Here is a 15,530-nt window from a genome sequence, read left to right as displayed (position 1 = left end):
ATCAAAATATTCTTGCATTTTTTTGCATGTTTATGCTATCTATCTACTTCTCCAAGCACAATATCCAAAGATCCCAATATTGCAATTAAATCTGCAATCAACACGCCTTTGCCCAACGCAGGCAATACCGACAGATTGTTGAAGCTTGGCCCCCGAGCTTTAACCCTTTTTGCAATATCTGTTTTGTCTTGTGCAGCAAAATAAAACCCCAACTCTCCTTTTGGATTTTCTGCTCTCACATAATAATCCTGCGCCTTCACATTCACTTTTTTTGGAACTAGAGCCCTTGGATCAAAATCTGGTGTTCTTGAAAAATGCTTCTGCAGGCGTTCGATACATTGCTCTATTATCTTGACGGATTCTTTAATTTCGTCGACACGGACTTTATACCGATCCCAACAATCACCTAATCCCCCCATCTCTCCTCTTCCTAACGGAATTTCAAATTCGAGCTCTGGATATATCGAATATGCATCTACTCTTCGTAAATCCCATTTTATTCCTGATGCTCGGAGCATGGGGCCAGAGCATCCATAATTTATAGCTACGTCCGCCGGCAAAATCCCAATATTTGCCGTACGAGAGATAAATATTTGATTTTGGGTCAGTAATTCATCAAGTTCGACAAGCTTCGGTTTAAAATAGTTAATAAACTCAAGACACCTTTCTTCAAAACCTACTGGTATATCATAAAATAGACCGCCTATCCAAATATAATTATACAACATACGAGAACCTGAGGCCCACTCCAACATATTCATGATATGTTCTCGATCTCTAAAACACCACATAAATGGTGTAAACGCACCAATATCGATCCCGTATGTACCAATTGCTATAAGGTGTGAAGCAATGCGATTGAGTTCACATACCAACACCCGGATATACTCAATACGCTTGGGAATTTTGGTATCAATACCCAACATCCTCTCAACCCCCATCACATAGGCATGGCTATTGTTCATGGAAGCTAAATAATCCAAACGATCGGTAAATGGGATGGTCTTAGTATAATTGACAGCCTCTGCATGTTTATCAAAACATCGATGCAGATATCCCAAGTGAGGAATAATTTCTTTGACAATCTCTCCATCGGTAATTAACTCCAATCGTAGTACTCCGTGCGTGGAAGGGTGTTGAGGTCCCATGTTAATGACCATTTCTTGAGAGCCTATATCTGCTATCTTTTTATGGTAGGCTGCTAATGCCTGACCGTAGCGTTCTTGTGCCATGTTATCAAAAAATTAATTGATGTTAATCCCGTGATATTGCTCGGGATCCTGATAATCTTTCCTTAACGGGAAACCTTCCCAATCATCTGGCAATAGTATCCTCCTAAGATCAGGATGTTCGGTAAAGAAAACACCCATCAAGTCATATGCCTCACGTTCATGCCAATCGGCCGTCCGCCATACCGACGACACCGAGGGCAAGGTAGGTAAAGTCTCTGTCGATCGATCAACGGCCAATTCAACCTTCAGGGTCAACTGCAATTGATAAGGGATGGAGGAAAGGTGATACACGACGGTAAAGCTATTTTCGGGATAATTATCAACTGCTGTTAGGTTGGATAAAAAGTCAAAGTAAGTATGAGGCGATTCACGCAACCACAAGCATACTTCCATTATTCTATCCGCTGGTAAATAAATTGCGGGTTGAAGTCCTGCCGCTTGCTCCCTGATAATTATATCTGGACCAAACGCTTCGACCAATAATTGTTTTATCTTTTCAAAATCCATATTTAAGGGGCTAATCGAGTTATTTTCCAGAAATCCGAAACGCTGGTGTACAACAGTCTATCATGCAATCTACTACTCCTTCCTTGCCAAAATTCCATCGCCACCGGACGAACGAGATATCCCCCCCAATGTGCTGGACGACTAACAGGTTGTTTATCAAGATACTTCTTTTCGACTTCTGCCACCCTAGCTTCTAAATAAAGTCTATCGGGAATAGGTGTGCTTTGCGGCGAAGCGATTGCACCAAGCTGGCTTCCCAACGGTCTAGATTGAAAGTATTCATCGGAATCTTCGGCGGGGAGTCTCTCAATCAATCCTTCGATTCGTACCTGCCTTTGAAGTTCTGGCCAGAAAAACAAAAGGGCCACCCGTGGATTCCGGGAAATCTCATCAGCTTTTCTACTTTCATAATTCGTAAAAAAGCTAAATCCATCGTCTTTCAGATCCTTCAGCAATACAATTCTCGAAGATGGGAACCCTACTGCAGAAACGGTCGATAAGGTCATCGCATTAGGTTCTACAACCTCGGCATGTAAGGCTTCTTCAAACCATTTTGCAAATTGAAGCATAGGATCGGGACAGACGTTGTCTTCTGATAGATTCCCTAAAGTATAGTCAGCTCTAATGGCTGCAATGTCTTTGTGCTCGATGGGCATAATGAAATAATTGTCTACTTGCAAACTTACTAAAAAGCGCTGTTTTTCGCCTCGAATATCCACTAATTAAAATCAGAAAGAAAATAAGGCGTAGCACTTATCCCCTATGGGACATGAAAATGACTTTTTAATGGCAAAAGGAACTTTGACTGGTTTAGTCCTAATGATGCGCTATTAAATATATTGGATATAAACGTAAAATTAACTAAGTTTATCAAAGAAAGGAGATATAGCTATGTTCAATGAGTTTAATCCCCAAAAAGGCAGTCTGCTCCTATCAGAACCTTTTATGTTGGATCAAAATTTTAAAAGATCGGTCATTTTATTGGCCGAACACCAAGAAGTCGACGGGTCGGTAGGTTTCATTCTCAATCAACGTACACACTTGCAGCTCTCCGACTTATTCGAGAACATATTACCTACAAATAATTTCCCCTTATATTTAGGGGGACCTGTAGAGTGTGAGTCATTATTCTTCATCCATCGGGCATATGACCGCTTGCTGAGTGGCCAACATATCATAAATGATGTGTACTGGGGCGGAAACTTGGAAATGTTACTAAACTTGGCAAAAGATCAAAAGATTACGGCAGACGAAGTCAAATTCTTCATTGGCTACTCGGGCTGGAGTCCTGGACAACTAGACAAAGAAATCCTTGAGAACAGTTGGGCTGTAGATAATAAATTCAACATGGATTTGACTTTTATTACGGATGGAGAGGATCTCTGGAAACAAGCCTTAATCAGTATGGGACCCAAATATGCACATGTGGCGAACTTTCCAAAGTCACCGGAGTGGAATTAGTACCATGCAAGGATATGAAGCTAAAATAAACTAATTTGCAAATTGGATTCGTCAATAGAATCATCGTGGACAAAATTAGAGACCCCTATCCCTAGCAACCTGACTTTGGAGTCTTCGAGTTCGATTTTGTTGAAAAGTTCAGCACCTATTTGATAAAGTCCTTCGGCATGGATAATCGGTTCTGTCGTAGTCAAACTACGGGTGAGCAGAGAAAAATCGGAGAATTTCACTTTCAGGACGACCGTGCGTCCTTGTAACTCTCGTGCACTTAATCGCTTATTGAGTTTGACAGCCAGCTCTTTTACAATCTCAAGTAGAATTTCGCGGTCACTGATATCTTGATCAAAGGTATCCTCGACACTGATTGATTTAATGGGTCTATTTGTTTGTACGCTTCGATTATCAAACCCTCTGACAATTGCAAAGAAAAATCGGCCAGACTTACCAAAATGTCGCACCAAGGACTCCTCTGAAAACTGCTTTAAATCGCGTCCATTGAATATGCCCAATTTCTTCATCTTAGCGGCCGTCACCTTACCAACACCAAAGAATTTTTCAATGGGTAGGCTTTCCATGAAAGGAAGTATTTTAGACGCGCTGACAAATGTCAACCCATCAGGTTTGTTGTAGTCAGAAGCTATCTTAGCCACGAATTTATTGCTCGATATTCCCGCCGAAACAGTGAGATTGAGCTCATTTTTAATATCAACCTTAATACGCTTTGCTATCTCTACTACAGAATGGATTCCCTGTTTGTCATCTGTAACATCTAGATAAGCTTCATCCAGCGATAATGGCTCTATCAAATCTGTATAACGGTGAAATATTTGACGAATCTGCCGTGACACTTCCTTATACACATCAAACCTAGGATAAGTAAAGATAAGTTCAGGACATAGCTGCAATGCTTGTCTGGAAGACATCGCAGATTTTACGCCAAATTTGCGAGCTTCATAGCTGGCGGTAGCGACCACTCCACGTCCATCTGGAGAACCGCCAACAGCTAAAGGTTTGCCTCGCAATTCAGGAAAGTCTCGTTGCTCTACTGAAGCATAGAAGGCATCCATGTCTAAATGGATGATTTTACGATTTGTATCTAATTCAATTTTCTTCAATGTTCACCAAAATAGTCGGATGCAGGGACAAAACTAAACCAAAAAAACTATTTTTGTATAAAAATCGATATGGAACGTTTTATAAAGCTAGTTAATCAAAAAGGAATGTTGAGCCAACTCGCTACTGATTTTTCTTTGATTGTAGACGACAAACAGCATGTACATGGGTGTATCTTCAATATAAGGATAGATGCGAAGAGCTTTAAGCTGGTGGTCGCAAGTCCAGCCCATGAAGCATTGATTGAAAATGACCGAACACCTACGATACAAGAAATCATACGGATCAAAGACGTTATGTTATTGGGATAGGTTCGTTATAGCCTCTATTTTTGCACACTTTTGGTCATCGTCGTTCGGTGTAGGGTCACTTATGTTTCTCCATTGACTTTTGAGCCAACTCTAGGATGCGCTCGCGTAAAAAATCAGGCTCTTCAATCTCAGCCAAATCTGCAAACATCATAAACCATCTCGCAAATTCGTCATTCACATGCTTGCACATGAATGTCAACCGAATTTCATCGGGCTCTATTTTTTCCTCCGAAACGAATCCATAATTATCTCGCTGCCAAACGAGATACCTTGCTATCCGCTGATTCATCCTTAAGACGACTTTTGTACGATCGACGTTTTCCCTCTTTTCCAAAAATTCAGCAATGGGTGGGTGGGACAACGTGAACGGCGAGTCCAAAATATCTAATCCCTTGATTCGATCGGTACGAAATTGACGATAGTCTTTTCGGAGATGACAATAGGCGATAATATACCAAAACCTATTTTCGTGAAAGACACCTACTGGCTCAATAGCCCGCATCTCGGGACGATTACCCTCTATTGTCTGATAAAGGAGGTTAATTATTCTTCTTTTAGATATACTGATAAATAGCGATGAGAGGGCATTGGGGACCGCATTGTTCAAATTACGATTGCTTGAAGGGATAAGTATCTGTGGTTCCAATTCAGAGACCCAATCCTTTTCTACAGATTTGAGTACTGCCTTTATTTTATAAATGGCCGATGAAAAATGGTCTAAGACTCCCTTATCGACATAATGCTGCATGAGTTTTTCTGCTGCCACAAAACTTGTCGCTTCCTCCTGAGTGAACATAACGGGTGGCAATCGATAACCTTCCATCAAGGAATACCCTGTCCCGGCCTCGCCATAGATTGGCACCCCAGATGCCTCCAGTGTACGAATGTCTCGATATATTGTCCTGAGGCTCACATTAAACCGTTCAGCCAATTCTTGCGCCCTTACAACGCGTTTGGATTGTAGCTGAATAAATATGGCAACAGTGCGATCGAATTTTTTGGGAGTATCATCATTCATCATAGGGCTTAAAGTTAATCTTTTCTATAGAATTATGACAAAAGTAAAGACTATTGATTGTACCTTTGCCGCTCTCTTTAATTTACAACAAATGAACAAAGGACTTATCGCCTTGGCATTTGGAGGACTGGCAATCGGCATGACCGAATTCACCATGATGGGTATTCTACCTGATATTGCAAAAGACCTTCAAATTGAAATCCCTACTGCTGCCAATCTAATTGCTTTTTACGCCCTAGGGGTGGTAGTGGGCGCACCAACACTTGTAGCATTTACTTCCAAGTACTCACCCAAAAGCATTTTATTATTCTTAATGCTGTTGTTCTTTATATTCAATGGTCTCTTCGCTATATCGCCAGACTACAACACTTTGCTACTCACTCGATTTGTATCAGGACTACCTCATGGGGCTTTCTTTGGCGTGGGATCGGTAGTTGCTGCAAATTTGGCAAAAAAAGGAAAAGAGGCCCAAGCGATTTCGGTCATGTTTACTGGGATGACAATCGCGAATCTCGCAGGAGTGCCTATTGGAACTTATATCGGTCATCATTTTTCATGGCGCATTACTTATGGAATCATTAGCTGCCTTGGACTATTAACGTTCCTTGCACTCTCGGTTTGGCTGCCTAAGTTAAAAGCCAACAAGGATAACAACATCATCAGCCAGATTTCATATTTTAAAAAGTGGCATTCATGGTTGATCATTGCAATTATTTCCATTGGAACAGGAGGACTCTTTGCGTGGATCAGCTACATTGCCCCGTTGGTCACGAAAGTATCAGGCTTAGACCCTGACCGCGTCCCATTTATCATGGTATTGGTCGGCTTAGGAATGTTTTTCGGAAATCTTCTAGGCGGTAAGCTCGCTGATAGCATTCTCCCGACAAAAGCCTCCATGGCAAGCTTTGGCGCTATGGCCCTCTGTCTAGTTGTAGTATTCTTTGTGGCCCATATTGGAGAGCTGGCCTATGTCATGGCTTTTGTGACGGGCATGATATCATTCACTATAGGTCCATGCCTGCAGATGATGCTAATCAATAATGCTAAGGGAGCAGAGACCTTTGCAGCTGCAGCGGGCCAAGCAGCATTCAACATCGGGAATACATTAGGTGCCTTTTTTGGTGCGATTCCCATAACCCTAGGCTACGCTTACAACTACCCGTCACTTGTTGGGGCAGGTATGGCTTCGATAGGGACCATCTTAGCTTTTATATTTCTAAAGACCTATGTGCTCAAAAAAAGGATTAGCGAAGAAGTAAGTACGACAGCTCGATAAGCGGAGCTGTCAACAGACGCCAACAGCGAAACCGCCTTGCTGAATTATCGTCACTATGAACGTTAATATCTGCTTTGGAATATCTCACTTTAACGAAAACCTACGTATCTTTGCTTAACATGAATGTCAACAGTTTACTAGAACGCGCCTTGAATTTTGAATTTCTTTCAAAAGAAGAAGGAATCTATTTATACCAACATGCTGCAACAGCGGATTTGGCATATGTCGCTAATGAGTGCCGCAAGATACAGGTGCCCCACGGAAAAGTTACCTGGCAGATTGATCGTAATGTAAATACAACGAATGTCTGCATCGCTAACTGCAAATTTTGTAATTTTTTCAGACGCCCTGGACATGAAGACAGTTACATTACCGATATCGAAACCTATAAGCAAAAAATCGAAGAAACCTTCAAATATGGAGGCGATCAGCTGCTACTTCAAGGTGGACATCATCCGGATTTAGGATTGTCCTTTTACGCCACGCTATTCAAACAGTTAAAAGACCTCTATCCTACTCTTAAACTGCATTCATTAGGGCCGCCGGAGATTGCTCATGTCGCCAAATTGGAAAACATGACCCATCTAGAGGTGTTACGTGCACTGAAAGAAGCAGGGCTAGATTCTTTACCTGGCGCTGGGGCTGAAATATTGAACGACCGTGTAAGGAGATTGATTTCAAAAGGTAAATGTGGTGGTAAGGAATGGCTGGATGTCATGCGTGCTGCACACCAGCTTAATCTTCCAACATCAGCCACGATGATGTTTGGTCATATTGAGACATTGGAAGAGCGATTCGAACATTTAGTCTGGATCAGAGAAGTTCAAGCCGAAAAGCCGGCAGATGCATATGGTTTTATCGCTTTTATCCCCTGGCCATTCCAAGATGATGGGACATTGTTAAAGAGACTTCGCGGAATCACCAATGATGTAACCGGAGAAGACTATATACGCATGATTGCGCTAAGTAGAATCATGCTCCCTAACATCAAAAATATCCAAGCTTCATGGCTAACTGTGGGCAAGCGCACAGCAGAGCTATGCCTGCATGCTGGAGCCAATGACTTTGGCTCTATCATGATCGAAGAGAATGTTGTCTCCGCAGCGGGGGCCCCCCATCGCTTCACCTCTAAATCCATACAAGATGCAATTAGAGAAGCTGGATTTGAACCTCAACTACGTACCCAGACATATCGATTCAGAGAATTGCCAATCAATATGGAAGAACAGGTTATCAATTACTAAAAAACGATTATTTTGAAAGACGTATTACTGCATATTGAAGCTGTTATATTTGCTTCAGAAGAAGGAATAGCAATAAGTGACCTTAAACAAATAGTCCAAGACTCCTTGGCAATTACGATCTCTAAAGAGGAGCTCCAAGAATTAGTTGATCGTATAGCCATCAAATATCAACACGAAGATTCGATACTGGAGTTAAAATTAATCAACAACTCTTTTCAATTTCTAACAAAGTCTATCTATCATGTATCGGTCAACCAACTGATCTCTCATAAAGAGAAGAAAAAACTAAGTCAATCAGCTTTGGAAACCCTAGCCATAATTGCTTATAGACAGCCCATTACCAAACTGGAAATTGAGCAAATTCGCGGAGTCAATTGTGATTATTCGGTCCAAAGATTACTGGAAAAAAACTTAATCCGAATTGCCGGTAAATCCGAAACTATTGGCAAACCATTGTTATATGGGACAAGTGAGCAGTTTATGAATCATTTTGGAATCAATAGTACGAAAGACCTTCCTCAACTGAAGGACATTATTAACGAAGAAAACTCCATTGGAGAAACGGCGGACTAACTATTTCCTTAGTATAATAGTATAAGATCAGAACTCCACTGCCACAAAACATCTAAAACACTGAATTACAGATGATTATTTTTTAAAATTATTTTTAAAAAAAGTTTTAAGTTCTGATTTTGTTAGCTAATTTTACTGTGTAAAAACAACTATCAAGAAAGCAAAAAAGGGATATGACTATGATGCAAGAGACAGCAATGGACGTTTTGGAAGACGAGATGATCCTTTCGTTTAATGGTCCTGAAGATGATTCGGATGACGATTTTGAAGAAGATTTTGAATTGGATGAAATCGACTCAATTGGTGATTTTGAAGATTTTGATGAGGATGAAGATTTCTAAATAAATCTGTACCTAAAGAAAAAACATTTGGTGGAGAACTGTCTGCCTCCTAAAAGAAAAGGTCGATTTTAACAATCGACCTTTTCTGGTTAGACACGGAAACAGACTATTTTTTATGTAATTGTTCGTATAAATCAATTACTTTTTTCTGTAATTCAATCACTTCTGTCTCTCGGACTTGAAGTTTCTTAGTCATGTCTGACAATTCGTTTTGATACTGTTTGTCTTCCTCAGAATCAGAAGTAGATAAAAGCTGGACGACACTTAGACCAAATAATTTGGAAATCTGATTTAACCTGGATAGATTTACATCTGTAATTCCAGTTTCAATTTTGGAAAATGCAGGTATAGAGATATCCAATCTCTTTGCAACATCCTCCTGACTCCAGCCTTTCTGGTGTCTTAGTAGTCTGATTTTTTTTCCTAATGCATTCATGGGTGTATGTGATGTTTATAAATATAACCAAAGTTAAGTAAAAAATTTAACAATTCGATAAACCAATAAAATTAATCATTTTTAAAAAACTTATCAGCAAAACTAACCATGTTAACCCCACTGTAATTACTCGAACTCATAAACAAAAGGTTGTAATCCTTGGACCTAAAACCTTCTAAAAACTCGTTTAAATCACTTATTTCCAAAATTACACGAATAGTTGGATTAGCAAAAGATATACGAATATCTTCTTCAATATTATCAATATTTTTACCTTTTTCCTTAAAAGATTCTTTATTTACAAAAACTATTGGGATATCAGCTTCATCCATTGTTCCGACATATTTTTCCAATAAATCCTTATTCAAGCTGTCATATGCATTTAATTCAATTACAGCGACCAATTCTTTCTTCGGAAATTGTTCCTTTACAGCATGTATGCTGGACCTGAGCTTGGGAGGAGTATGTGCAAAATCCTGATACACCACACTTCCATCTTGACTAGCAACAAACTCAAGGTACCGAATAGAGCTTTTGAAGCTTCGGATTGCATCAAAAAACTCCTGCTTCTTGACTCCTAGCCACTCACATACCGTATACGCTCCTGCGATATTTGACAAATTAAACTTACCGAACACATGCAGAGCAATCTCCTCATCTCCATTATGAAGGTACGTAATCCCTTTGTTGATGGTATATTCGGGAGATTTATAGCCATGTCGATTGATTTTACACGCCATGGTCTCCCCTACCAAGGACTGCAGGACTTTATCTTCTTTATTATAAACAAGTGTCCCTTTCGACACGATTGTGTCAATAAAAATCCGGAACTGATTATAGTAATCGTCTCTGGAAATAACAGATTTAAAATTATCCCATTCGACATTACTAATCAAGGCGATGTTGGGATGATAAAGATGGAATTTGGAGCGGTGGTCTATACTGGAGGCAAAATATTCGTCTCCTTCAATAATAATTATAGGATTGTCGGATGTTAGGTGAACCAGCCTTTGAAATCCTTCCAACTGTGCCCCTACTACATAATCAAAAGAGCGGTTTAATGTTTTGAGCACATGCATCACCATACTGGTAATGGTGGTCTTGCCATAGGTACCGGCAACGACAACCCGAGTCTTATCCCTACTTTGTTCATATATAAATTCAGGGAAGGAATAAATTTTAAGTTCGAGTTCCTGCGCCCGAAGCAATTCAGGATTGTCCGCATCGGCATGCATTCCCAAAATAACGGCATCAATATCTGTCGTTATTTTTTGAGGGAACCAACCAATTTCAGCCGGCAATAGATGTGCTTCCATCAGCCTGCTCCTGGAGGGCTCGACAATCTGGTCGTCAGACCCAGTAATCTGATGACCTTGCTCTGCCAAAGATATAGCAAGGTTGTGCATGACACTCCCGCCTATTGCAATAAAATGAATGCGCATTATAGCTTATGATTTAGTAAATTTTGCCGAGCACCACGTATCCAGTACTTTCTTACTAACAAATGAAAAGCCTAGTTGTTTAGCATGACGGGTCAATATAGCTAGATCCTCTCCATCATAAAATCCACTCAGATAGAGTTGTCCATTGTCCGCAATAGATTTGCTATACTGCTCCATTTGCTCCAATAGGATATTCCTATTAATGTTGGCCAGAATAATATCAAAGACCCTGCCCGCTAACAAATCGTAGGAACCGCACTCGGCACTTATATTTTCAATTTGGTTCAGAATCTTGTTTTCTGTCATGCTTTCTACACATATAGGGTCGTAATCTATTGCCAAAACATTAGAGGCCCCCTTAAAAGAAGCTAAAATAGCTAAAATACCTGTGCCACAACCCATATCTAACACATATTTATCCTTCATATCGCTCTCCAATATATAAGATAACATCATGGAAGTAGTTTGGTGGTGTCCAGTTCCGAAGGACATTTTGGGATCAATAACAATCTCATACGCATATTCTGGCTTATGCTCATGAAACGTAGCACGTACATAACACTGATCGTCCACTATGATCGGATTGAAATTGCTTTCCCAAAGTTTATTCCAATTCTGATCTTCCAGCGTAGTAATCTGATAATCGACATTAAATCCCTCCGGAGCATGCAATATTGTGGTCTCCAGCTTTTGCAAATCTAGATTTGCAGTAGGAATGTAGGCCGAAAACCCTTTTTCTTGATCTTCGAAGGTATCAAAACCAATATCAGCAAGTTCAGCAATAAACAAGTCTTTCTGCCACTCTGCAAAAGAGTGGCAGGTAAAGATAACTTGGCTGTATTTCATATCTTAAATTAAGAATTGAATACTTTTACAATGTCTGTAAAATCACGTGATTTCAAAGATGCACCACCTATCAAACCACCGTCAATGTCTGGTTGGGAAAATAAATCTGGCGCATTTGTAGGGTTGCAACTACCACCATAAAGAATACTCGTGCTATCTGCTAGCGCTTGATTATATTGGTTGGCCAAAGTCTCCCTGATGAAAGCATGGACCTCTTGCGCTTGTTCGGGAGATGCAGTCAAACCAGTACCGATTGCCCAAACAGGCTCATACGCCAATACAATTTTAGTGAAATCTGATTCGGACAAATGGAACAATCCTTTTTCCAATTGACTTTTTATAACGTCAAAAAACTGACCAGACTCTCGTTCTTCTTTGGTCTCTCCGATACAAAATATTGGAGTCAATTGGTGCTTTAATGCAACGTTTGTTTTTTCAGCCAAAACTTCGTCAGTCTCACCAAAATAAGCTCTTCGCTCCGAATGTCCTAGAATCACGTAGTCTGCACCAACAGATTTGACCTGACTTGCAGAAATTTCACCAGTAAAAGCCCCTGACTCTGCTTGATAAATATTTTGAGCTCCAATGGATACATTAGTAGCTGAATGAGCTAATTGACCCAAACTGTAAAGATGAACGGCAGGGCTACATACAACAACTTCTTGTTGTCCAATGACCTCATCTTTTACCATGTTCACGATTTCAGAGAAAAGACTAACGCCAGTCTGATAGTCCAAATTCATTTTCCAGTTTCCTGCTACAATTTTTTTACGCATGTTACTTTAGTTTTTATTTAGAATTGATGTTTATTAATTTAACTGCATCCATCTGTTGATGAAGATATTTCAAGATATCAACATCCCCGCTCAGATACTGTTCTCCTTTTAAGTTTTTCATATTCTTGAACATTTGCTCAAATCTATCCCATTCATAAAGCTCTACCCCAACGTCTACGCACCAACTGAAGTTGGGAATAAATTTAGCCGAGTATCCACTCTTTGCATACTGCACGCCCACACCCACACATGTTCCTGTCGTAAAAGAACTATTGATGGCACTCATGGCATAATCACCCATAATCAATCCACACTTATACAGGGCTGTATTTCGCATCTTAGATAGCGTATAATCGTACAGGCTCACCGTGCTCCAGTTATTCTTGAGGTTGGAGTTACTCGTACCTGCACCTAGGTTACACCCCTCTCCGATTACAGAGCAGCCAAGATAACCGTCATGGCCTTTAGAGGAGTATCCCCACATGACAACGGATGAAAGCTCTCCGCCAACTGTACAGTGCGGACCAATTGAAACGTTTCCGTATATCCGTGTTCCCATCTTTACTCGTGTGTGCGAGCCCAAAGATAATGGTCCACGTAAATGGCACCCTTCTTCAATCTGTGCCCCTTCACCGATATAAATAGGTCCTTCAGAGCAATTAAATGTGCAACAATGAACGTATACCCCCTCCTCAATAAAGAGCTGCTCTCCTAAACGCGTATTCGTTGCCGGCAACTCACATGATATCCGACCATTTGTCAGCAGATGATAGTCAAACAGCAACTGTTCACGATTCACAATAAAAATATCTTCAGGATAACGAATCATACAAGGTTCTTCCATGAATTCGATAGAAGTTAGATCTTCAATTTTTTGCTCATCGATGCTCGTTTTAGCAGAAGGGGCAAGCTTGGCTGCTATCCACTCGTGATTGTACCATAGAGCCTCACCGATATGCAAACGTTCAATGGCTTCAATCAATGAAGTAGAAGGGCATACATTCCCTTTTATCAATAAAATCACTCCCGTCGACGGCGCTAAGGGATAGCGTGCTGAAAGGTAATCGACAGTATAATGGCTGACTTGCACCTGAAAAATCCTCTGCCACTTCTCAGCCAATGTCAATATACCCACGCGTAAATTAGCGACGGGGCGTGTATAGGTCAAAGGCAAAAGAGAGTCCCTACAAGGAGCTTTATCGAATAAGATGATATCAAAAGCCATAGAAGCCACAAAAGTACACAAAAAAATCCCGATAAAGATTATCGGGATTATAAAATACGTTTTAAGGTTAAAGCAGAAATTACTTTTTGTTGTAACGACTGCGGAATTTGTCGATACGACCTGCGGTATCGACTAATTTCATTTTACCTGTATAAAATGGATGTGAAGTGTGAGAAATCTCTAATTTGATTAAAGGATACTCATTACCGTCTTCCCACTGAATCGTCTCTTTTGTATCAACACATGATTTTGTAATGAAAGCATAGTCATTCGACATATCTTTGAAAACAACTAATCTGTAGTTTGATGGATGCAAATCTTTTTTCATTTTTTATCTATGATTACTTATATTCAACAATTGAGGTGCAAAGATAATTATACTATCTTTCAAATGCAACACTTATCGCATCATTTTTATCTTTTTCACCCCAAATGTAGCAAAAAAATAAAGATTAAATATTTTTTTAATTTTCACAACCTGATTATCAACTACTTTTCATAAATTCATCCATCTATTCACATCTTTAAAAAAACGAAGAATTATGAGCAAATTAGATGAAAAAGTAGCCGCATATGTGGCCGAGGCAAAAAAACTGAACCTGTCATTAGACGAATCTTTAATCCGTGCTGTTGCCAAAGGCCTAGGCCCATCCATTTATAAGGCTGACGCAGAGACAATCGCTGCTTCTGACAAAGAAGAACTCAATAGGCTAAAGCAAAATTTCCTGGTCAAAAAACTCGGACTAAAAGATAGCCCCGAACTTGATAATGCAATCACTGAAGTCATCGACCAGGTAGGCAAATCCAACAAAAATAAATATCGAGCAATCGTATATGCGCTACTTGTAAAGAAATTCAAAAAGGAATCTGTCTACAAGTAGCCAACCCGATTAATCGAAAGTGATATTTCCAAAAAATTCAGGTAAATGAAAATTAGGAGTTGGGAAATCAACACGATTCCAAGATAAGAAATGTGGGGCTGGTAATTCATCCCCACATTTATAAAAATTAGCCTGTAGCGTCTTTCCCTTTAGTGATGTAGCAGACAATGCCGATTCTTGTTCGAAAACAAGGTAAGGAATCTCTAGAACGGTGTTCCACTCCTTTTTTCCATTTATACTTTTCACCTCTGTGTAGGCATTGATCTTTTTCACGGTATCATTGCTCAACCGATTACGGACATCCTTATTGGCCGTACCATACCCAATGAGACCTGTTCCGAAGGGATTCATCTCGATATTATAATAGGTGTTACGATTGTCAAATGAAACAAAGAACTCGACACAACTGTCCTCCCAAACGGCTTCATTGGGACGTACATACCGCGCCTTGACAAAATCCTCTTTTACCATATAATGGATATACAGGGCTTCAGTAGTATACATTATCTGAAAACCCACTTGTGGTCTGTTGGGATATTCAGCTTCCCATGTTGCCTCACTTAGATAATGGATAGGCAAATCGTCAAAAGCTTGAAGTAAGGTGTAATAATTCTTACTTCCAATTGGAAGGTCTTGATAACTGATAGATAGATTTTTCATTGGAATGATTAGTTTGCCATTCTCCAGTTGATGGCTTTAGTAAATATTTTAACATCAATTTCGTTATAAACCGGTGATAATTAGACCATCCAAGCATCTTGTTCAGATACATAAGGCGGACTTAACCGCTTATCATAAAAAAAGCACAACAAATAATGTCATGCTTCGAGTTCTAATTTACTATTATT

General features: G+C 39.9%; 19 protein-coding genes. 7 read left to right on the top strand and 12 right to left on the bottom strand.

The window, feature by feature from the left end:
• Positions 1-35: 35 nt before the first annotated feature.
• Genes OQ289_RS10055 through pdxH form a run of 3 tightly spaced genes read right to left on the bottom strand, consistent with a single transcriptional unit; the run spans position 36 to position 2,395 of the window.
• A complete protein-coding gene (locus OQ289_RS10055) occupies positions 36-1,232 on the bottom strand; it encodes an NADH-quinone oxidoreductase subunit D (protein WP_270090601.1) in 1,197 nt (398 codons plus the stop codon).
• A gap of 12 nt (positions 1,233-1,244) precedes the next feature.
• Entirely contained in the window at positions 1,245-1,739 is a 495-nt protein-coding gene (locus tag OQ289_RS10050) for an NADH-quinone oxidoreductase subunit C (protein ID WP_270090600.1), read from the bottom strand.
• 2 nt (positions 1,740-1,741) lie between these two features.
• The gene (gene pdxH / locus OQ289_RS10045; protein WP_270090599.1) at positions 1,742-2,395 is read right to left on the bottom strand and encodes a pyridoxamine 5'-phosphate oxidase; all 654 of its coding nucleotides are present in this window, start codon (positions 2,393-2,395) and stop codon (positions 1,742-1,744) included.
• 235 nt (positions 2,396-2,630) lie between these two features.
• Between pdxH and OQ289_RS10040 the strand changes: the two genes are divergently transcribed.
• Entirely contained in the window at positions 2,631-3,200 is a 570-nt protein-coding gene (locus OQ289_RS10040) for a YqgE/AlgH family protein (RefSeq protein WP_270090597.1), read from the top strand.
• Positions 3,201-3,220: 20 nt separating this feature from the next.
• On the opposite strand, the gene dinB is transcribed toward OQ289_RS10040, so the two are convergent.
• Positions 3,221-4,315: a DNA polymerase IV gene (dinB, locus tag OQ289_RS10035; RefSeq protein ID WP_270090596.1), complete on the bottom strand. Its 1,095-nt coding sequence runs from the start codon at positions 4,313-4,315 to the stop codon at positions 3,221-3,223.
• A gap of 69 nt (positions 4,316-4,384) precedes the next feature.
• Between dinB and OQ289_RS10030 the strand changes: the two genes are divergently transcribed.
• A complete protein-coding gene (locus OQ289_RS10030; RefSeq protein ID WP_270090595.1) occupies positions 4,385-4,624 on the top strand; it encodes a hypothetical protein in 240 nt (79 codons plus the stop codon).
• 55 nt (positions 4,625-4,679) lie between these two features.
• Here OQ289_RS10030 and OQ289_RS10025 read toward each other — a convergent pair whose 3' ends face one another.
• Positions 4,680-5,645: a helix-turn-helix transcriptional regulator gene (locus tag OQ289_RS10025; protein WP_270090594.1), complete on the bottom strand. Its 966-nt coding sequence runs from the start codon at positions 5,643-5,645 to the stop codon at positions 4,680-4,682.
• An 88-nt stretch (positions 5,646-5,733) separates the two neighbouring features.
• On the opposite strand from OQ289_RS10025, the gene OQ289_RS10020 reads away from it, so the two are divergent.
• From OQ289_RS10020 to OQ289_RS10005, 4 genes are all read left to right on the top strand, one after another.
• On the top strand, positions 5,734-6,918 hold the full coding sequence (locus OQ289_RS10020) for an MFS transporter (RefSeq protein ID WP_270090593.1): 1,185 nt from the start codon (positions 5,734-5,736) through the stop codon (positions 6,916-6,918).
• A 119-nt stretch (positions 6,919-7,037) separates the two neighbouring features.
• Positions 7,038-8,162 (top strand): CofH family radical SAM protein, encoded by a 1,125-nt coding sequence (locus OQ289_RS10015; protein WP_270090592.1) that lies wholly within the window; start codon positions 7,038-7,040, stop codon positions 8,160-8,162.
• Between the two features lie 12 nt (positions 8,163-8,174).
• Positions 8,175-8,735 carry an SMC-Scp complex subunit ScpB gene (scpB, locus tag OQ289_RS10010; protein WP_270090591.1) on the top strand — a complete coding sequence of 187 codons (561 nt, stop codon included), beginning with the start codon at positions 8,175-8,177 and terminating at the stop codon, positions 8,733-8,735.
• Positions 8,736-8,914: 179 nt separating this feature from the next.
• Positions 8,915-9,076, top strand: coding sequence for a hypothetical protein (locus OQ289_RS10005; RefSeq protein ID WP_270090590.1), 162 nt, complete (start codon positions 8,915-8,917; stop codon positions 9,074-9,076).
• Positions 9,077-9,182: 106 nt separating this feature from the next.
• On the opposite strand, the gene OQ289_RS10000 is transcribed toward OQ289_RS10005, so the two are convergent.
• From OQ289_RS10000 to OQ289_RS09975, 6 genes are all read right to left on the bottom strand, one after another.
• Complete coding sequence (locus tag OQ289_RS10000; protein ID WP_033565791.1) at positions 9,183-9,512, bottom strand: helix-turn-helix domain-containing protein; 330 nt, start codon at positions 9,510-9,512, stop codon at positions 9,183-9,185.
• A 71-nt stretch (positions 9,513-9,583) separates the two neighbouring features.
• Positions 9,584-10,954 carry a UDP-N-acetylmuramate--L-alanine ligase gene (locus OQ289_RS09995; protein ID WP_270090589.1) on the bottom strand — a complete coding sequence of 457 codons (1,371 nt, stop codon included), beginning with the start codon at positions 10,952-10,954 and terminating at the stop codon, positions 9,584-9,586.
• Positions 10,955-10,960: 6 nt separating this feature from the next.
• A complete protein-coding gene (gene prmA, locus OQ289_RS09990; RefSeq protein ID WP_270090588.1) occupies positions 10,961-11,800 on the bottom strand; it encodes a 50S ribosomal protein L11 methyltransferase in 840 nt (279 codons plus the stop codon).
• Positions 11,801-11,808: 8 nt separating this feature from the next.
• Entirely contained in the window at positions 11,809-12,576 is a 768-nt protein-coding gene (gene tpiA / locus OQ289_RS09985) for a triose-phosphate isomerase (protein WP_270090587.1), read from the bottom strand.
• A 13-nt stretch (positions 12,577-12,589) separates the two neighbouring features.
• Complete coding sequence (locus tag OQ289_RS09980) at positions 12,590-13,801, bottom strand: putative sugar nucleotidyl transferase (RefSeq protein WP_270090586.1); 1,212 nt, start codon at positions 13,799-13,801, stop codon at positions 12,590-12,592.
• Between the two features lie 79 nt (positions 13,802-13,880).
• The gene (locus OQ289_RS09975) at positions 13,881-14,129 is read right to left on the bottom strand and encodes a type B 50S ribosomal protein L31 (RefSeq protein ID WP_002995694.1); all 249 of its coding nucleotides are present in this window, start codon (positions 14,127-14,129) and stop codon (positions 13,881-13,883) included.
• Between the two features lie 214 nt (positions 14,130-14,343).
• Between OQ289_RS09975 and OQ289_RS09970 the strand changes: the two genes are divergently transcribed.
• On the top strand, positions 14,344-14,682 hold the full coding sequence (locus OQ289_RS09970; protein WP_033565787.1) for a DUF2853 family protein: 339 nt from the start codon (positions 14,344-14,346) through the stop codon (positions 14,680-14,682).
• Positions 14,683-14,691: 9 nt separating this feature from the next.
• Here the strand turns inward: OQ289_RS09970 and OQ289_RS09965 are convergent, their stop codons facing one another.
• On the bottom strand, positions 14,692-15,342 hold the full coding sequence (locus OQ289_RS09965; RefSeq protein WP_270090585.1) for a carbohydrate-binding family 9-like protein: 651 nt from the start codon (positions 15,340-15,342) through the stop codon (positions 14,692-14,694).
• Between the last annotated feature and the right edge of the window lie 188 nt (positions 15,343-15,530).

It is taken from the genome of Sphingobacterium sp. SYP-B4668 (assembly GCF_027627455.1).
In the GTDB taxonomy this organism is placed as follows: Bacteria; Bacteroidota; Bacteroidia; order Sphingobacteriales; family Sphingobacteriaceae; genus Sphingobacterium.
Note: the sequence above shows the minus strand (reverse complement) of the source record. Positions and strands in the feature narration are given on the sequence as shown.